Origin of the sequence: Schaalia odontolytica, from assembly GCF_024584435.1 — a bacterium.
Classification (GTDB): Bacteria; Actinomycetota; Actinomycetes; order Actinomycetales; family Actinomycetaceae; genus Pauljensenia.
Genome location: NZ_CP102197.1, coordinates 494,328 through 512,432, shown reverse-complemented (window position 1 = coordinate 512,432; position 18,105 = coordinate 494,328). Strand labels below are relative to the sequence as shown.

14 protein-coding genes, 3 tRNA genes and 1 pseudogene are annotated in these 18,105 nt (G+C 66.8%); 6 read left to right on the top strand and 12 right to left on the bottom strand.

Features of this window, described 5'->3' with window-relative positions:
- Positions 1-21: 21 nt before the first annotated feature.
- Positions 22-666 carry a serine O-acetyltransferase gene (gene cysE / locus NQK35_RS02275; protein WP_034231978.1) on the top strand — a complete coding sequence of 215 codons (645 nt, stop codon included), beginning with the start codon at positions 22-24 and terminating at the stop codon, positions 664-666.
- A 113-nt stretch (positions 667-779) separates the two neighbouring features.
- A pseudogene (locus NQK35_RS02270) lies at positions 780-1,270 on the top strand (GNAT family N-acetyltransferase).
- Positions 1,271-1,316: 46 nt separating this feature from the next.
- On the opposite strand, the gene NQK35_RS02265 reads toward NQK35_RS02270, so the two are convergent.
- Together NQK35_RS02265 and NQK35_RS02260 are read right to left on the bottom strand one after the other, a co-directional pair.
- Positions 1,317-2,354: an Fpg/Nei family DNA glycosylase gene (locus NQK35_RS02265; RefSeq protein ID WP_257114433.1), complete on the bottom strand. Its 1,038-nt coding sequence runs from the start codon at positions 2,352-2,354 to the stop codon at positions 1,317-1,319.
- A 6-nt stretch (positions 2,355-2,360) separates the two neighbouring features.
- Complete coding sequence (locus NQK35_RS02260; protein WP_257114432.1) at positions 2,361-5,291, bottom strand: leucine--tRNA ligase; 2,931 nt, start codon at positions 5,289-5,291, stop codon at positions 2,361-2,363.
- A 123-nt stretch (positions 5,292-5,414) separates the two neighbouring features.
- Between NQK35_RS02260 and NQK35_RS02255 the strand changes: the two genes are divergently transcribed.
- Positions 5,415-5,861: an HIT family protein gene (locus tag NQK35_RS02255; protein WP_009211954.1), complete on the top strand. Its 447-nt coding sequence runs from the start codon at positions 5,415-5,417 to the stop codon at positions 5,859-5,861.
- Positions 5,862-5,944: 83 nt separating this feature from the next.
- Here the strand turns inward: NQK35_RS02255 and NQK35_RS02250 are convergent, their stop codons facing one another.
- Positions 5,945-6,613: a metal-dependent transcriptional regulator gene (locus tag NQK35_RS02250; RefSeq protein ID WP_257114431.1), complete on the bottom strand. Its 669-nt coding sequence runs from the start codon at positions 6,611-6,613 to the stop codon at positions 5,945-5,947.
- 142 nt (positions 6,614-6,755) lie between these two features.
- Here NQK35_RS02250 and NQK35_RS02245 point away from each other — a divergent pair.
- Positions 6,756-6,828: transfer RNA gene (locus tag NQK35_RS02245), tRNA-Lys, on the top strand.
- A 32-nt stretch (positions 6,829-6,860) separates the two neighbouring features.
- Positions 6,861-6,933 (top strand) — tRNA-Lys (locus NQK35_RS02240).
- 600 nt (positions 6,934-7,533) lie between these two features.
- On the opposite strand, the gene NQK35_RS02235 is transcribed toward NQK35_RS02240, so the two are convergent.
- The 9 genes from NQK35_RS02235 to NQK35_RS02195 form a co-directional block, all read right to left on the bottom strand.
- Positions 7,534-9,225: a hypothetical protein gene (locus NQK35_RS02235; RefSeq protein WP_257114430.1), complete on the bottom strand. Its 1,692-nt coding sequence runs from the start codon at positions 9,223-9,225 to the stop codon at positions 7,534-7,536.
- Complete coding sequence (locus NQK35_RS02230; protein ID WP_257114429.1) at positions 9,210-9,995, bottom strand: ABC transporter ATP-binding protein; 786 nt, start codon at positions 9,993-9,995, stop codon at positions 9,210-9,212. Before NQK35_RS02230 ends, NQK35_RS02235 begins: the two co-directional genes overlap by 16 nt.
- Positions 9,996-10,124: 129 nt before the next feature.
- Complete coding sequence (locus NQK35_RS02225; protein WP_156794380.1) at positions 10,125-10,748, bottom strand: hypothetical protein; 624 nt, start codon at positions 10,746-10,748, stop codon at positions 10,125-10,127.
- A gap of 72 nt (positions 10,749-10,820) precedes the next feature.
- Complete coding sequence (locus NQK35_RS02220; protein WP_009211959.1) at positions 10,821-11,294, bottom strand: peroxiredoxin; 474 nt, start codon at positions 11,292-11,294, stop codon at positions 10,821-10,823.
- Between the two features lie 52 nt (positions 11,295-11,346).
- Positions 11,347-11,427, bottom strand: a tRNA-Leu gene (locus NQK35_RS02215).
- Between the two features lie 113 nt (positions 11,428-11,540).
- On the bottom strand, positions 11,541-12,632 hold the full coding sequence (gene mnmA / locus NQK35_RS02210; RefSeq protein WP_257114428.1) for a tRNA 2-thiouridine(34) synthase MnmA: 1,092 nt from the start codon (positions 12,630-12,632) through the stop codon (positions 11,541-11,543).
- 3 nt (positions 12,633-12,635) lie between these two features.
- Positions 12,636-13,841: a cysteine desulfurase family protein gene (locus NQK35_RS02205; RefSeq protein ID WP_257114427.1), complete on the bottom strand. Its 1,206-nt coding sequence runs from the start codon at positions 13,839-13,841 to the stop codon at positions 12,636-12,638.
- Positions 13,838-14,818 (bottom strand): electron transfer flavoprotein subunit alpha/FixB family protein, encoded by a 981-nt coding sequence (locus NQK35_RS02200; RefSeq protein ID WP_257114426.1) that lies wholly within the window; start codon positions 14,816-14,818, stop codon positions 13,838-13,840. Before NQK35_RS02200 ends, NQK35_RS02205 begins: the two co-directional genes overlap by 4 nt.
- Position 14,819: 1 nt before the next feature.
- Positions 14,820-15,623 (bottom strand): electron transfer flavoprotein subunit beta/FixA family protein, encoded by an 804-nt coding sequence (locus tag NQK35_RS02195; protein ID WP_034231981.1) that lies wholly within the window; start codon positions 15,621-15,623, stop codon positions 14,820-14,822.
- Positions 15,624-15,810: 187 nt separating this feature from the next.
- Between NQK35_RS02195 and glgX the strand changes: the two genes are divergently transcribed.
- Positions 15,811-18,099, top strand: a complete 2,289-nt coding sequence (glgX, locus tag NQK35_RS02190) for a glycogen debranching protein GlgX (RefSeq protein ID WP_009211964.1) — start codon at positions 15,811-15,813, stop codon at positions 18,097-18,099.
- Positions 18,100-18,105 lie beyond the last annotated feature (6 nt).

Genomic DNA, 18,105 nt, shown 5'->3' with positions numbered 1-18,105 from the left:
TCGATCCCGCAGGAGGACCCCGTGGCACTTACCGTACGCGCCCTGTCGCGCACGCTCTCTCGAGCGCTTCCTACCAAGGCGCTCGGTCTGTTTCGAGAAGACCTCATCACGGCGCGACGGCGCGACCCCGCGGCAACATCCTCTCTGGAGATCGCCCTGACCTATCCCGGCGTTCACGCCCTGTGGACCCACCGGGTCTCCCATGCCCTGTGGCAGCGCGGAGCCCGCACGCCCGCCCGCTTTCTCTCCTCCGCTGCCCGCGCAGTCACGGGCGTCGACATCCATCCGGAGGCACGCATCGGCAGGCGCGTCTTCATCGATCACGCAACGGGAGTCGTCATCGGTCAGACCGCCGAGGTCGGGAACGACGTCGTCATCTTCCACGGTGTTACGCTCGGCGGGGTGGCGATGACGCCGGGCAAGCGTCACCCCACCGTGGGCGACCATGTCATGATTGGTGCCGGCGCGAAGGTCCTGGGTCCCATCACCGTGGGAACCGGAGTCAAGATCGGTGCCAACGCCGTCGTCGTCAAGGACGTTCCCTGCGGCAACGTCGCCATCGGCGTTCCGGCGCGCCTGCTTCCCAAACCCGAGAAGGACACGCGCGACCGCGACCTCATCGTGGATCCCAACTACTTCTTCGACGAGCCCGCGCTCTACATCTGAGTCGGCCCCCTCGGTTCGGCGACGCCCACCTCCCGACCGCCTCGTGGGTGCCTCGCGCGCCACCCGACGCGACGAGCCGTGACAAAGTGAGCGCCCTCACCTATAGTTGGTTTATGGAAGCTCGAACTCTACATGCCCACTGAATGCGTTGTCGGCGGCGACTCGCCCCCAGGGTATTGAGATCGCCACGCTCACGACTTTCGACATTCCCGCTCTCGCGGTGCTCACCCTCGAGGCCTACGGCGACGACGTCACCCCCGAGGCCCTCCTGGAGACCTCCGAGGAGCTTCGCCTGACCTTCGAAGGAGCCTTCGGCGCGACCACGGAAGATTCCTTCGTGGGCGCGTGGGACGGGGGAACTCTCGTCGGAGCGATCCTCGTCGTGCGAGAATCCCCGTGGGACGATGCGCCGGACGATCCCTTCGTGGTCGACTTGATCGTTGCTCCCGACTACCGTAGGCGCGGCATCGCCACGGCGCTCGTCGCTGAGGTCGCCGGCCGCTGCGCCTCGTGGGGCTTCGGCAGCCTTGCCCTACGGCTCGACTCACGCCACGGCGGGGCGAACGAGCTCTACTCGGTGCTGGGCTTCGAGGAGATCGCCTAGCCAATGTCCGAGGGGTCGGCGCCCCGCCGCGGGCGTCTTCCCGCGCTCAGCGCTGGCAGGACGGGCACCAGAAGAGACGGCGATTCTGCATGAGCGCCTCGCGAATCGGCGTCCCGCAGCGCAGGCACGCCCTGCCCGTCCGATGGTAGACGTACCAGCGCGAAGCCTCCTCGTCGCCCTCAATGGGCGGGTTCGGAGCCTCGTCGGGATCCATCGTGTCAAGCCGTCCCGCCGCGAGCCCCCGATTCATGAGGTCGCAGATGAGGACCCACAGGTCGCGCAGGCGCTTGAGCGAGACATTGACCCCCTTGCGATAGGGCGAAATTCCCGCCAGGAATAGCGCGTCCGCGCGGTAGATGTTGCCCACCCCGGCGATGATGGACTGATCCATGACGATCTCGCCGATCGAGCGCCGCTTGGCGTGCGCCACCTGGGCGAAACGCTCCGCGGCCTGCGCATCGGACCGTGCCCCCGCGTCGAGCGGATCCGGGCCAAGCTTGGCCTCGGCGGCGCGGCGTTCCTCGTCGCTGATCAGCTCGCACCGGTTGGGTCCCACCAGGTCTGCAACCGCGTGGTCGTTGGCAAGGCGCAGGCGCACGGCGCCGACCGGCTCCGGCGGTTCCCACTCCCCCGCCTTGGCCTCGCCGAATCCCTCGCCCCACCGGGTCTCGGAGTGCCCATTCCACTGCCCAGGCGCGACATTGGGAATGCGGTGGGCGACCCCGTGCCCCTCATCGACGACCGTCTCGTCGCCGTTGAAGCGCCACCACCCGTACAGCCCCAGGTGAATATGCACCCAGTGGTTGGGCCAGGGGGCGTCCTCACCCAGGATGGGTTCGCCGCTCCCGGCGGCTGCTCCCTCCAGGAGTTCCACCCCTGCCTCGTAGGTGCGACCAGGCTGCGGCGCGACGAAGCCGATGAACATGTGCTTTCCGTGCACCCGCACTCGCTGTATCACCCACCCGTCGAGGAGGGAGGCCGAGGACGCGAAACGCCCCTGCGGGGAAGAGGCCGAGACGGTTCCCCCGACGAAAAGCTCGTCGAGGGTTCCGGCTAGGCGACGTACGGCATCGCCTTCAGGCATGCGTCCTCACTTCTTGACGACGACGTTGACGAGCTTCGGCGCGCGCACGATGACCTTGAGGGGGTCGGAACCGCCCAGCGCCTTGACGATGGGCGCCTCGGCCAGCGCCGCGGCCGTCAGGTCGTCGGGCGTGACCGAGGGTGAGACCTCGATGCGCGCCTTGACCTTGCCGTTGACCTGGATGACCGCCGTGACCGTGTCTTCGACCAGCAGCGAGGCGTCCTCGACCACGGGGAAGGGCTCGCGAGCCAGGGATTCCGGGTGACCGAGCCTGCTCCACAGCTCCTCGCAGATGTGGGGGGCGACGGGGGCGAGCATGAGGATCAGCGGCTCGATCGCGCCGCGCGGCACGGCGTCCAGTCCCGTCAGGTGATTGTTGAGCACGATGAGCTTGGACAGGGCAGTGTTGATGCGCAGGTTCTCGTACTCCTCGGTGACCTCGGCGATCGTTCGGGCGACCAGGCGTCGCGTGGCCTCGTCGACGGGGTCCTCCGTGACGGTGGCCTCGCCCGTCTCCTCATCAACCGCGTTGCGCCACAGCCGCTGCAGGAAACGCTGGGAGCCCACCACGGCCCGGGTGTCCCACGGGCGCGACAGGTCGAGGGGCCCCATGCTCATCTCGTACACGCGGAAGACATCGGCGCCGTAGGCGTCGTACATCTCGTCGGGAGTGACGATGTTCTTCAGGGACTTGCCCATCTTGCCGTACTCGCGGGCAACGGGCTCACCGCGGTAGGTAAAGCCCGACGCTTCGTCGCCCTCCACCTCGTCGGCGGGCACGTACTGGCCGCGCGCATCCGTGTAGGCGTAGGCCTGGACGTACCCCTGGTTGAACAGCTTGTGGTAAGGCTCGGAGTCCGGAACGTGCCCCAGGTCAAAGAGGACCTTCTGCCAGAAGCGCGCGTAGAGCAGGTGGAGGACCGCGTGTTCGACGCCGCCCACGTACATGTCGGTGCCGCCGCTGGCCTTGCCATCGCGCGGACCCATCCAGTACGCCAGGTTCTCCTCGCCTGCGAAACGATCCGCGTTCGTGGGATCCGTGTAGCGCATCTCGTACCAGCACGACCCCGCCCACTGGGGCATCGTGTTGGTCTCCCGGCGGTATCGCCTGGGCCCGTCGCCCAGGTCGAGAGTGACGTTCACCCACTCCTCGGCCCGCCCCAGGGGCGCCTCGGGTTCGGAGGCCGCGTCGTCTGCCTCGAAGGTGCGCGGACTGTAGTCGGACACCTCGGGAAGCTGGACGGGAAGCATCTCCTCGGGCAGCGCGTGTGCGACGCCGTCCTCGTCCCACACGATCGGGAAGGGTTCGCCCCAGTAGCGCTGACGGCTAAACAGCCAGTCGCGCAGCCGGTACGTGACAGTGCGGTGGCCCAGGCCCTTCTTGGTCAGCCAGGCGGTCATGGCGGCCTTCGCCTCGTCCTTGGCCAGTCCGTTCAGGTCGATCTCATCGTTCGCCGAGTCCACGGCCACGCCGTCGCCGGTATACGCGCCCTCGTTCAGGTCGGGCCCGTAGGGGTCGTCGGCCGGCCCGATGGTGCGCACGACGTCCAGGTCGTAGGCGCGGGCGAACTCCCAGTCGCGGTCGTCGTGGGCGGGAACCGCCATGATGGCGCCCGTGCCGTAGCCCCACAGGACGTAGTCGGCAACGAAGATCGGCACCCGGCGTCCATTGACGGGGTTGATGCCGAACAGGCCGGTGAACACGCCGGTCTTCGTGCGTTCCTCGTCGACGCGCTCGGCCTCGGTCTTCGCCGCGGCCTGGGCGCGGTAGGCGCTCACGGCCACGCGAGGAGTGGGGGCGCCGCCCGTCCACGCGTCCTTGGTTCCGTCGGGCCAGGCCTCGGGCAGGGTGAGCACTGCCTCGTCCCCGTCGTCCCCGCCGACCGTTCCTCCAAGGATCGGATGTTCGGGTGCAACAACCATGAAGGTTGCGCCAAAAAGCGTGTCGGGGCGCGTCGTGTAGACGTCGAGGCTGGCGTGGGAGGCGCCGACCTCACGGGCTCCCGGAACGTCGAAGCGGACGGTGGCACCCTCGGAGCGGCCGATCCAGTTGCGCTGCATGGTGCGCACCTTCTCCGGCCAGTCAATGGTCTCGAGGTCGTCGGCGAGGCGCTTGCCGTATGCGGTGATGCGCATCATCCACTGGCGCAGGTTGCGCTTAAACACCGGGTAGTTGCCGCGCTCGGATCGCCCGTCCGCGGTGACTTCCTCGTTGGCCAGGACCGTGCCCAGGCCGGGGCACCAGTTGACAGGCGCCTCGGACACGTACGCGAGTCGGAAGGAGTCAACGACCTTGGCCCGCTCGGCGCGGCTCAGTGTCGCGTAGTCGCTCCCGTCGGCGGGGCGCACCTGCCCCGACTCCAGCTTGGCGATCAGCTCGTCGATCGGACGCGCCGCACCGATCGAGCCGTCGGGGGCAGTGGCGGAGGGATCGAACCAGGAGTTAAAGATCTGGAGGAAGATCCACTGGGTCCAGTGGACGTACTCGATATCGGTCGTGGCCAACGAGCGCCGGGAGTCGTGCGAGAGTCCCATGCGGCGCAGCTGACGACGCATGTTCGCGATGTTCTGGTTGGTGGTGACGGCGGGATGCTGGCCGGTCTGAACGGCGTATTGCTCGGCCGGGAGTCCAAATGCGTCGTAGCCCATCGTGTACAGGACGTTGTCGCCTCTCATGCGCCGGAAGCGCGCGAGCGTGTCGGTCGCGATGTAGCCGAGCGGGTGCCCCACGTGCAGCCCCTTGCCCGAGGGGTAGGGGAACATGTCGAGAATGAAGTAGGGGTCGCGCGAGGCCAGGGGGCCCGCGAGGGAGCCGACCGGGTTATCGGCGTGGAAGGTTCCCAGTTCCTCCCAGCGGTCCTGCCACTTCGTCTCAATCTGGCCGGCGAGCTGGGCGGTGTAGCGCTGCGCCGGGGCACCTTGCGGATTGTCGCTCATCTGTGCGTTCCTCTGCTTGGATGGGTCGCGTATCAATACTCCCCACAAGGGTAGTTCACCGTCGCGCGAGCCGCCGCGCGCGCCCACCGGCAAAAGAGCGCGCCCATGGGTGACAATAGTCGCATGAGTACAGTCTTTGAGAACATCATGTCGGGCGTGTGGCCGGGACGCTTCGTGTGGGCTGACGACCTGTGCGTCGCCTTCGCGACGATCGAGCCGACATCCCCCGGCCACGTGCTCGTCGTTCCGCGCCGCCCCTACGAGGCGTGGACCGACGCTCCCTCCGATGTCGCCGCCCATCTGATGACGGTGGCACGCACGATCGGCATCGCCCAGAAGGCCGCCTTCGGGGTCCCTCGCGTCGGGCTCGTCATCGCAGGCTTCGACGTTCCACACACGCACCTGCACGTCATTGCGGCGCGCGACGAGACGGACGTGCTGCTGTCGAAGGCTGCCCCAGCGTCCGAGGAGGAACTCGACTCCGCGATGAGCGCCCTGCGAGGCGCGTTGCTCGCTGCCGGGCACGGCGCACACGTGCCGCCCTCGATGAGTTCCGCCGCGCTGGGGTGAGAACGCCCGGACGGCGGGGCGACGGACGACGAGCCGCGCGCAACCTCCCGTGACGGCCGCTCGGACACCGACGCGGCAATGCGCTAGTCGCGGACGATGACCTCCGAGGCTTGGGTGGGGTCAAGGAGCACGCTCCGTCCATCGGCGAGGGCGACCGTGACCCCCGCGTCCGCTCGCCCGACAATCACAATCCGCGCCCCGGGGATCAAGCCGCCGCGCTCCCAGGCGCGCAGGGCGCCCGCGTCGCGGTCCGGTAGGCGCTCAACGGTCGCGTGCTTACCAAGCGGAGCGTCCGCCACCGGGACGCCGGGTACCGCCTCGCTCGACCCGTCGGGACGTGGGATCGGATCCCCGTGCGGGTCTCGCCTCGGATAGCCAAGCACCCGGTCCAGGCGATCCAGGAGTCGCTGCGAGACGGCGTGCTCGAGGATCTCCGCCTCCTCGTGCACCTCGTCCCAGGAGAAACCGAGCTCCTCGTGAAGGTAGGTCTCCAGGAGTCGGTGGCGTCGAACCATGCCCAGGGCGATGGCGCGCCCCTCATCGGTCAGCCGGACACGCCCGTAGCGTTCGTGCACGACGAGGCCCTGGCGCGCGAGGCGTTGAACGTTCTCGGTTGCGGTCGAGGGAACCACTCGCATGTGGTCGGCAATGTCCTTGGGCTTAACCCCGTCGCGTCCGGCCTCCTCCGCCGACCACACGAGCTTAAGGATGTCCTCTGCGACCGTGGAATAGATGCTCGATACTTGCGACACTGCCCTCCCCTTTCGTTTCGTGGTCCATTGTATGGGGTGGCGTCCGTCGCCCTGCCGCGTGCGACATAGGACACGGCCAAGTCGGCTGACTTGCGACCACACTGCCTCGCATGTATACTTGTCTCTCGGTTGCAAAACCCCCGCGTCATTAGCTCAATTGGCAGAGCAGCTGACTCTTAATCAGCGGGTTGAGGGTTCAAGTCCCCCATGACGCACAGCTTTCCCGGCTCGCGCCGGTGAAAGTTCCGCGTCATTAGCTCAATTGGCAGAGCAGCTGACTCTTAATCAGCGGGTTGAGGGTTCAAGTCCCCCATGACGCACAGCGATTAGCCGGCGGCCCAGTGACCGCCGGTTTTTCGTACCCGTGGCGCACGCTCTCGCGCCCGGCGGCATTCGCCCGTCTCGCGGATAGGTTACGAATACGCGGATAGGTTATGACCACGCGGATAGCCTCGTAGCCTATCCGCAAGCGAACAAGCTATCCGCATGAGAACAACCTATCCGCGTCGTTCACCGTCGAATAGTGCGCGCACTCTCCACCAGCACCGCAGCTCAGAGCGTCACCGTGCGGCATCCGTCGCGACGTTCACCCTGACGCGAAACGGCACCAGGGGTATGGCCACGGGCAACGACATGTCGCAGTGACTCGTGCCGTCCCCTCGCAACACGCTTCCGACTCACTCAACGACATCGCCCTCCATCAGGCCACGCACAGGCGGGCATGACACGTTGCGCCATCGCGGCTTCCCTCCTTCGCCTTTTGTCGATGTCTCAATCGATGCACAAAGCGGCGCTCAATTCACCGAGTGTGTGCTCGCGATGGCACGCGGGAGAACGACATCCATGCTTCTGTCAGAGACAGCCGGGGCCGGGCGCCCCCAATGGACGAGCCCGGCCCCGGTGCAACGACGGGAACCCGATCAGTGCCCGGGCCAGCTGCGAATCGTCGTCAACGCCGCCACGGCGTACCGGTCCCACACGCGCCCTCCGATGCGAACGCCCGCCTCGAGGACAACGACGGACCACGCGATGGCGACGACGAACGCCACCCAGGCGGGCACGACGCCAAAGGCCGCCAGCGCCAAGAGCACGTACGAGGGCGCCTGAAGAAGGGCCGTGCCCGCGAAACCAACGAGCTGCAGCAGCATGGTCATCAGGAAGGACCCCGTGCCCTTCGCGCCCAGCGGCGAGGTGCCGGGAGGCTGAACCGGGTAGACCCAGCGAGCATTGACAATGAGAGTCGTGGCAGCCGCTCCGGCGAAGAAAATGACACCCATCACCTGGTGGTAGACGAAGTCCTGGGCGTTCGCCCCCACGGCAACATCGTGAATCAGGTATCCGACAACCTGCGGAAGAAGCGCCGGGAGGGAGCCGATGAGGCGCCCCCGGCGTTCCTCGCGCCCACTCATGCCCGAGGAGATGACGATCCACGCACCCGTCGAGTCGTACTGCATGAGCGCTCCGGTGGACAGGCCCATCGTGATCGGCACCAGGTACAGGAACACTCCAGTGAACATCACGGTTTGTCCTCCCACATCGATGCGTCCCATGAGGATCGCAAGGATCGGGAAGATCACCGCGAGGACACAGCTCATGTTCAGGCGCGGATCGACGATCCAGTACCGCAGGGTACGCGCAGCAAGGGATGCGCTGCGAGGACCGAGGCCCAGGCGAGTAAACCAGTCGACGCTGCGCAGTCCCGCGGAGCGGGCTTGCGCCACGCGCTCACTACGTTCAGCCACCTCAACGGAGTCGTCGATGAGGTGGCGCCCCTCGTCGATTGCGCGCTGAGCGTCAGCCGACACCGTGTTCGCATATCCGCTCATGACCGGCCCCAAGACCTTGACCCACGCGCGCCATCCCACGTAGGCGGTGAGCACACTGATCGCCGCGCGAACAGCGGCCGCCAGCCACGCTCCCTCGACGAGGGAGGCGACGACCCCGAAGGGGGCACCGAAGGGGGTCCACAGCGCCACCTCGACACCGGCCCTGAAGGCATCAACCGAGAAGTTCCGGCTCAGGACGCTCACCCAATATCCCATCGGTGTGAGGATCACCATGAAAACGGTGACGCCGAGGAGCGTGATCAGGTCCTTTTTTCCGGAGGTGTTGAGCCGGACCGCGAACCAGGTTCCGACGGCGCGCGCCCACAGGACCGCGATGCCGAGGGACACGACGGAGGCAATCAGCCAGCCGATCGCCTCAAGCCACTGAGCACGCCACAGGGCGAACCACGTCGGCAGGCCGAGTATCACGGCTGAGAAGATGCCGCCCGGGCCGATGGCAGTCGCAGCTGCTAGGGCCGTGGCAAGGCGTTTGCTCGGCCCAACGAAAGGAGCCAAGCGCACCGGGTCCACCGAGTTATCCATGGAGGAGAACAGGATGGGGAACACGAGCCACGCAGCCATGACGAGGGGGCCCGCGAAGGCAAAGAGAGGCGCCACCCGGGCGGCCTCCTCGGAACGGGCGAGGAACGCGAGTCCCACGTAGATGCTCGCTCCCACGAAAGCCATGTAGAGCGCCCCGATGATCGACAGCACCAGGATGGCGGTCTGGCGCCGGATCGTGTTCCAAATGATCTGAAACTTCAGGCGGATCAGTTGCCCAACCACGACAGGCCCTCCTCCGCGTGGACGCCGCCGACCAGGGAGGTGAAGCGCTCACCGAGGTCTCCGCCCTGCGCGACTTCGTCGGTCGTGCCCGCCACGAGGACCCGTCCCTTGTCGATGATTGCCACGTGGCTGCACAGCTGTTGAACGGTGGCCATCACGTGGGAGGAAAGAATGACTGTTCCGCCGCGCTTGGTGTAGTCCGTGAGGATCTGGCGGATGTTGGCCGCGGACACGGGGTCGACGGCCTCGAAGGGTTCGTCGAGGACGAGGACCCTGGGTGAGTGAATGAGCGCGCCTGCCAGGGCAATCTTCTTTGTCATGCCTGCCGAGTAGTCGGCGATGAGCTTCTTTCCGGCCTCGGCGAGGTCGAGGGCGGTGAGCAGCTCCTGGGAGCGCTCGCGGGCGGTGTCGGTGTCGAGGCCGCGAAGCATCGCGACGTGGACCAGAAAGTCCGGGCCGGAGAGGCGGTCGAGGAGCCTCATCCCATCCGGCATGACGCCGAGGAGGCCTCGCGCACGATCGGTTTCTTGCCACACGTCAACCCCGTGCACGAGCGCGGTGCCGCGGTCGGGGGTGAGCAGGCCCGTGGCCATCGTCAGCGTCGTTGTCTTGCCAGCACCGTTGGGGCCGACGATCCCGTAGAAGGAACCGGTCGGAATGTCGAGCGAGAGGTCGGCAACCGCGACGAGGTTGCCGTAGATCTTGACGAGTCCTCGGATCGCCAGGGCGATATCATCGCCGACGGGTGCGGCGGATAGCGGTTCGGACACGGGGTTACTCCTTCACTGATTGAAATTCGCTCCAATCTTACGTGCTTTCCCCTTGTCACTCACGCACCGTTCACGCTCCGGGCCATGCCCCCGCGAGTAACGCGGCACGATCCGACTGGAACACAGGGCCTAGCGGACACTGACGACAACGTGCAGTCCGTTCTCGGGATGATAGTTCCATGTCGCACGATACGATCCCCATGTTTCCTCTTGAGTGCCGTCAAGCGCGCGGGTCGAGGCCATTCGCTGTCGCGCTGCGGCAGGAACATGAAGTTCATCGAAAACACATTGCATCGTCGTGACGCTCATGCCCGGGTGTTTGGTCCCGGCCGTGTGCATCTCGAGGCTGGAGCCATCCACGGCTACCGTCGAATAGTATTCGGCGTTGCACGACTTCACCGCCTGCGCGAAGCTCTTCACACGAATCTTATTGAAGTAGACAATTGACGCCGTTACCGCAAGCGATACGATGAGCCCAATGACTAGCCCAAACATCAACATCCCAAAGCCAAGCTTCCAGTTCTTCTTCCGTTCGTATTGCGCACCGCGCATGTAGGACTCGACACCCGTCGTATCGTTCTGGAACATCGATTGAGCATCGCGCTGACGCGACTCATGCAACTCCGATTCAGGAACATACATCTGCCCAACAGACACGAGGCGCGGCGCCGGACTGGGATACACCCCCTGACGGTTTCCTCCAGCAAGATGCCCTAAGTTGCTCCGATACGATTCCGGCGATGTTGCTCCCATGAGTTCTCCATTGACGGAACGCTATGAATTGCTCGACAATCATACGCTGCAATTACTCAGGAAGCAAATCTCTCAGTCGAGTCCCAGTGCCTTGCGCAGGCGGGCGACGTGCCCAGTGGCCTTCACGTTGTACTGGGCCAGGGCCACCCGCCCATCGGGTGTCACGACGATGGTCGAGCGGATGATGCCCACGTAGGTGCGACCGTAGTTCTTCTTGTCACCCCACGCGCCGTAGGCCTCGAGAACGTGATGCTCGGGGTCGGAGGCCAGGGGGAAGGTCAGGGATTGCTTCTCGCTGAAGCGCTCCAATGCGGCCATCGAGTCTGCGGACACGCCGATGACCGAGTAGCCCGCGCCCTGCAGGGAGGCCAGGGAGTCGCGGAAGTCGCAGGCCTCCTTGGTGCAGCCGGGCGTGGATGCCTTCGGGTAGAAGTAGACGACGACGCCGCGCGACGAAGCGGCGAGGAGATCCGACAGGGACAGGATTCCCTGAGTGGTCTCGGCGGTGAACTCGGGGGCCTTGCAGCCAATTTCCAAAGCGCTCATGGCCTCAGTCTATCGGCGCGACCTCGCCCGGTGCGACCGGGCCGGGCAACCGTGCGCGAGATGGGACTCGAACCCACACGTCAAAGACACTGGAACCTAAATCCAGCGCGTCTGCCAATTCCGCCACTCGCGCGCGCACCCAAGTGTAGCCGAAGAGCCAGGCGGCGTCGCCGCACCGAGCCACACGGCGCGTGCGGGGCCTCCGCGCCGGTCGGTCAGCGGTGGGCTTTCGCCCGGGTGCGCCCCTCAGCGCTCCGTGCGCCCGATCGTCCCCTCCCCCAGGACGCGGCTTCCCCGGTAGATGACCATCGACTGGCCCCGGGCAACGCCGCGCGCGCCATCCTCGAGGACCACGTCGATCGTGGCCGAGGCCTCGTCGCGGACCAGCTCGGCCACGGGGATGGGGGCACCGTGGGCGCGCAGCTGAACGAAGAGGTCGGCGGCTTCATTCCCCGCGTCATCGGAGGCAAGCCACACGGCGTTCGTCGCGTGGATACGGGAGATGGACAGGAGCTCTAAGGAACCCACGACCACCTGGTTGGTCTCGGGCCTCGTCTCCAGCACGTAGCGGGGGCGTCCGTCGGGCGCTGGCGCCCCGAGTCGCAGGCCCTTGCGTTGGCCGACGGTAAAGTTCCAGTAGCCGTCGTGGTTGCCCACCACGTGCCCGTCGGGGGTAATGATCTCGCCCTCGGCCGATCCCAGGTGCGCGCGCAGGAAACCCTGCGTGTCCCCGTCGGGGATAAAGCAGATGTCGTAGGAATCCGGCTTGTTGGACACGCCCAGGCCCAGGCGCTCGGCCTCGGCGCGCACCCACGCCTTGGAAGGCGCCTGTCCCAGGGGAAGAACGACGCGAGCCAGCTCCTCCGGTCCCATCACCGCCAGCACGTAGGACTGGTCCTTGAGCGCGTCCGCTCCCCTGTGCAGCTCCGGCCCCGAGGGCCCGTCAACGATTGCAGCATAGTGCCCCGTACACACCGCGTCGAAGCCGAGGGCGCGGGCCCTGCTGGCCAGCTCGCGGAACTTGACGAACTCGTTGCAGCGCACGCAAGGGTTGGGGGTACGCCCAGCCTTGTACTGGGCGATGAAGTCCGTGATGACGGTCTGTTCGAACTCGCTGGCTAGGTCCCACACGTAGAACGGTATGCCGATGATCTGCGCGGCACGCGCCGCGTCCCCGGCATCCTCGATCGAGCAGCATCCGCGCGAGCCAATGCGGCATTCCTGAGGCTGGGAGGACAGCGCCATGTGGACACCGACGACGTCGTGCCCGGCCTCGACGGCCTTCGCGGCGGCGACCGCGGAATCCACTCCGCCGGACAGAGCTGCGAGTACTCGCATACGCTACCCTTCCTCGTTGCGTTCGTTGCGGGCGTGAGTGACTCCATCGAGGGATGCTCCCGCCCGAATGGCCGACGGAAGGGCGCCGAGAAAAGCGTCGATGTCGGCGCGCGTCGTGTCATGCCCGAGGGACACGCGCAGGACCCCCAGCGCCGCCTCCTCGCTGCGCCCCATCGCCATGACGATCTCGGAGGGGCGCGTGACCCCCGCATGACAGGCAGATCCGGCGGATACGGCGATGCCGGCCATGTCGAAGGCCATGAGGACGGCCTCGGGGCGCGACGTCGGCAGGGACAGGTGAATGATCGCGCTGGAGGCGGCCGACTCCCCCACCGTCGCCTCCACGCCGAGCGGCAGGTGAGTGAGGAGGTGTTCACGCAGCTCACGGGAGCGGCGGGCAAACGCGGGGCGCTCGCGCACCGTTTCATCGAGCGCCGCAGCTAGGGCGCAGGTACCCGCGACGTCGGGCGTGCCCGACCGGATTGAGCGCTCGTGTCCGCCCCCAGGCCGGTCGGTCACCATGGGTATGCCGCGACGGGCGACGAGGACCCCGATGCCCGCCGGGGCGCCGACCTTGTGCCCGCCAACACTCACGAGGTCCACTCCCATGCGACGAAACGACACGTCCATGGTGGCAATCGCCTGGGCAACGTCACTATGAGCCAGGCCGCCGTCCGCGTGCACGCGCGACGCAAACTCGTCGACGGGTTGGATCGTACCGATCTCGGAGGACACGAGGGTCATGGATCCAAGCGCGAGGCGACTGTCCCACGAGGCAGGCACGTCGTCACCGGAAATACCGGGCAGGATGGACACGCCGTTCGCATCCACGGGCAGAACCTCCCAGGAGAAGCCCTCGCGCGAGGCAACCTCACGTTGATGGGCGACCGCGTCGTGCTCGAGACCCGAGACGACGATCAGCTCACGAGCCCCATCGCGCGAGCGCATCCCTCGGGCGGCAGCCATGACGCCGAGGGCATCCGATTCGGTGGCACCGGAGGTGAAGATGACCTCGTGCATGTCGGCCCCTAGGCAGGCCCCGACCTGCTCGCGGGCGTCTTCGAGCATGCGACGGGCGCGCCGCCCTCCGAAGTGAAGGGCGGCGGGGTTGCCCGGAGAGGCGCTCAGGTCGCGCTGAGCGCGGGTCCACGCTTCGAGCGCGCACTCGCGCAGCGGGGTGGTCGCCGCGTGGTCGAGATAGACGCTCACTCCTGGGCGCGCGCCTCCTCGATGGCCGCCAGCGCTGCGGGCACCACCTCGGTGACGTCGCCCACCACGCCGAAGTCCGCGATCTCGAAGATCGGGGCGTCGGGATCGTCACAGACCGCGACGATGTGGGCTGCGGACTGCATGCCAACGGTGTGGTGAATCGCCCCGGACACGCCGAGCCCGATGTACAGGTTCGGGGTGAGAGTCAGGCCGGTCTGACCGATCTGCTCGCTGCGCGGAGCCCAGCCCTCGTCGCAGGCGACGCGGGTCGCCCCCACGGCGCCACCCAGGGCGTTGGCCAGGGACCGAACCAGCCCGAAGTCTCCGTTCACGCCACGTCCGCCGCACACGACCGTCGACGCGTCCTGGAGGGACACGCCCTCGGAGTCGTCGGCGACGCTTGAGACGACCTCGATCGCGCGGGCTTCGGGGCTCAGCTCGACCGACAGGGCCTGCGGAGTCAGGGCAACAGGAGAGGCCACCTCTGCCTCGTCGATGACGCCGGAGGCGATGCCGACGATCGGGGTCTGGCCCTCGAGGACGATGCGCATCGACCAGGAACCCCCCAGTGCGGTCTTGCCGATCTGGAGGACTCCGCCGTCGAAGGAGACGGAGGATGCACCGGAAACCACGCCCGCCTCGGTCAGCGCCGCGACGCGACCGGCGATCTCGCGCCCGCGGTAGTCCGAGCACAGCAGCACCAGGCCGAAGTTGTCGGTCGCCAGCGCGGAAACAAGCGCGTCGGAGGCGACGACCGATGAACGCGCGACCTGACCCATGTCGGCATGCAGCAGCTGGGTCGCACCCAGCTCAGACAGCGCGGCCACATCCGGGGTGGCGGCCAGGGACAGGGCGACGACGTCGGCGGAGGTCAGGGACGCGGCCAGCGTGAGCGCCTGGCGGGCCAGGGGCGTCAGGTGATCGCCCGCCTGATCGGCCAGAACAAGGATCGGGGAACTCATCTGCTGCTGCGTCATATCACTTCACCACCGAAAGGATGTAGTCGGCCAGCGCGCGCCCGCCCTCGCCGGCGTCCTGGATGATCGTTCCGGAGCCGTCGCGTATCTTCTCCTCGCCGTGAGTCACGGAGGAAAGGGCGCGACGCAGCGTCAGGGCCTCACCACCGGGAACCTCGACGAGGTCATCAATCCCCCACTGTTCCAGCGGCTTCTTGCGAGCCGCCTTCATGGCGGCGAAGGCCGGGTAACGCGGTTCGTTGATCTGATCGGTCACGGAGACGACGGCGGGCAGCGCGGCACGCACGGTCTCGGTGTAGCCGTCGACGGCGCGTTCGATCGTGACGGCGCCACTGTCGACGCTCAGGGAGCGCGCCAGTCCGAGCAGCGGCATGTGAGCCTTGGCGGCCAGTGCGCCGGGCAGCATGGAGGTCATCGCGTCCAGCGAGGCCATGCCGGTGATCACGAGATCAACGGGGCCGCATTCTTCGCTGATCTTCGCGATCGCAACGGACAGGACAGAGGCGGTCGTGATGACGTCAGAGCCCTCAAGGAACTCGTCGGTCACGAGGTAGGCACGGTCGGCGCCCATCTGCAGGGCGCGCATGAGGGAGTCCTCGGCGTCCTCGGGTCCCATCGTCAGCGCGATGACCTCGGCCTGGCGGCCCGCGTCCTCTTCGGCTTCCTTCAGGCTGACGGCAGCTTCGATGGCATTCTCGTCTAGCTCGTTGAGCACATCGTCCTCACCGCGCACCAGGCGGCCGCCCTCGAAGCGACGTTCGGACTGCATGTCGGGGACATGCTTCACACACACGACAATTCTCATGGCTTCTAGCGTGCCATACTCCGCGCCCCTCGCCCACATGAGGGTCCCCTCACCGACGCGTGCCGCTCTTCATAGTCGAGCCGAGACCTCCAATCCAGCCCCGACGTTAACGGTCACGTATCATGGATGGCGACTGTGCCCGCCGCCGCGGCACGGTCGGTCGTTCATCAGGAAGAGGCTCTCGTCTATGTCCGAGCGTTCGGGCTCGTCCCGCATCCCAACCGTGCGGGTCACCGCGCCCAACCCGACCCCGACACGTATCGGCGTGTACACGTCCGGGGATGGGCTTGACGTTGCCGTGGTAGCCCGGGACGCTCACGCTGTGGACATGTGCATCTTCGACGAGGAAGGGGCGGAGACACGTTACGCCCTGATGGGTCCGCGCACGGGCGTGTGGCACGGCCACATTCCCGGATTTGGCGCGGGCACCCGCTACGGCTTCCGCGTCCACGGCCCCTGGGACCCCGACGGCGGCAAGTTCTTCAACTCCCACAAGCTCCTGCTCGACCCCTACGGGCGGGGCATCGAAGGCGCTGTTGATCTGCGGCCCGCGGTGTACGCCCACTGCGTGGACGAGGAGCTGTACCCGTCGGAGTATCCGATGCGCCGCTCGCCCCTCGATTCCGCCCCGCACATGCCGCGCTCGGTTGTCGTTGACCCGTCCTTTCCCATTGCACCCAGGCCGCACACGCCGTGGGAGACCACCGTCATCTACGAGATTCACGTCAAGGGCTTTACCAAGAACATGCCGGGTGTGCCCCCGCGCCTGCGCGGCACCTACGCCGGCCTCGCCCACCCGGCGTCCGTGTCCTACCTGAAGGATCTGGGGATCACGGCGGTCGAACTGCTCCCCGTGCACGCCAAGTGCGACGAGCCCTTCCTCACCGAGCGCGGCCTGACGAACTACTGGGGCTACTCCACCCTGTCCTTCTTTGCACCCGAACCCTCCTACGCTACCGCCGAGTCCCGGGCGGGAGGCGCCCAGGCCGTTGTCGACGAGTTCCGCGGCATGGTGTCCCTGCTGCATCAAGCCGGCATTGAGGTTATTCTCGACGTCGTCTACAACCACACGTGCGAGGGAGGCGACGCAGGCCCCTCGCTGTCGTGGCGAGGCCTGGACTCCGATCTCTACTACCGACACACCACCTCGCGTCCGGTCCAGACCATCGACGTGACCGGAACCGGCAACACGGTGAACGTGGACCACCCCAAGGCGATCCAGATGGTGTTGGACTCGCTGCGCTACTGGGTCCGCGACATGGGCGTGGACGGCTTCCGTTTCGATCTGGCGGCCACGCTGGGCCGCTTCGCGACCGGATTCAGTCCCATGCACCCGCTGCTCATCGCCATGGCGACCGATGACGACCTTGCGCACGCCAAGCTCATCGCCGAGCCGTGGGACGTGGGCCCCGGCGGCTGGCAGACAGGTAACTTCCCGGTCCCCTTCTCCGAGTGGAACGACCACTACCGGGGCGCGCTGCGTAACTTCTGGCTCGCGGACGTGCGCGCCCAGGCATCGGGCCATGTCGTGTCCGGGCCGAATGACCTGGCGACTCGCCTGTCTGGCTCCCAGGACGTCTTCGAACACGGCCTCGGGCGACTGCGTGGACCTCGGGCATCCATCAACTTCGTGACCGCCCACGACGGATTCACGCTGGCGGACCTGACCGCCTACGACCGCAAGCACAACACGGCGAACCTGGAGAACAACCGGGACGGCTCGGACGACAACCGTTCGTGGAACCACGGGGTCGAGGGCACTCTCGCGTCCAACGCGACGCACCCCAACGCTGTGACCCCCTACGCGATCCTCTCCAACATGACGATCGCCGACCTGCGGGCACGCTCGCAGCGCAACATCCTGGCCACGTTGTTCGTCTCCTCGGGCACGCCGATGCTGTTGGGAGGGGATGAGTTTGGCCGCACCCAGTACGGCAACAACAACGCGTACTGCCAGGACGATCCGATCTCGTGGATCGACTGGGACCTGGCCGAGGGCCAGCAGGCGCAGATCGACACCGTCTCCTGGTTGATCGCACTGCGCAGGGCTCACCCAGTCCTGCGCCCTGACCGCTTTGCCACCGGCCAGCCCTACGGCGGCGACACGATTCCCGACCTGTCGTGGTACACCGCCCAGGGCACGCCCATGCCGGACTACGGGTGGACGGACTCGCGTCATCGCACGTTCCAGATACTGCGATCCGGTCTGAAGTGGGGGGATCGCGACGCCCTCATCATCATCAATGCGAACCTTGACGACGCTCACGTCACCCTCCCGGCGGGACACGACCTGGATTGGTTGATCGCATACTCCACCGTGTGGGAGTCTCCCGCGCAGGGAGGCGTCGGCGCCTTACGCGACCCGGGTGAGCTCTCCCTCGAGGTCGAGCACGTCACCCCTCGTTCCACGCTTTCCATCGAGGCTCTCTCCGTGACCATCCTCCTGTCGGACGTATGCTTCCACCCGGAAAGCTGAGCGAAC

Bases quoted from the DNA above. Each gene is read 5' to 3' on its own strand.
- glgX (WP_009211964.1), top strand. From the start codon at position 15,811: ATGTCCGAGCGTTCGGGCTCGTCCCGCATCCCAACCGTGCGGGTCACC.
- NQK35_RS02255 (WP_009211954.1), top strand. From the start codon at position 5,415: ATGAGTACAGTCTTTGAGAACATCATGTCGGGCGTGTGGCCGGGACGC.
- NQK35_RS02195 (WP_034231981.1), bottom strand. From the start codon at position 15,623: ATGAGAATTGTCGTGTGTGTGAAGCATGTCCCCGACATGCAGTCCGAA.
- NQK35_RS02220 (WP_009211959.1), bottom strand. From the start codon at position 11,294: ATGAGCGCTTTGGAAATTGGCTGCAAGGCCCCCGAGTTCACCGCCGAG.
- mnmA (WP_257114428.1), bottom strand. From the start codon at position 12,632: ATGCGAGTACTCGCAGCTCTGTCCGGCGGAGTGGATTCCGCGGTCGCC.
- NQK35_RS02200 (WP_257114426.1), bottom strand. From the start codon at position 14,818: ATGACGCAGCAGCAGATGAGTTCCCCGATCCTTGTTCTGGCCGATCAG.
- NQK35_RS02260 (WP_257114432.1), bottom strand. From the start codon at position 5,291: ATGAGCGACAATCCGCAAGGTGCCCCGGCGCAGCGCTACACCGCCCAG.
- NQK35_RS02225 (WP_156794380.1), bottom strand. From the start codon at position 10,748: ATGGGAGCAACATCGCCGGAATCGTATCGGAGCAACTTAGGGCATCTT.
- NQK35_RS02265 (WP_257114433.1), bottom strand. From the start codon at position 2,354: ATGCCTGAAGGCGATGCCGTACGTCGCCTAGCCGGAACCCTCGACGAG.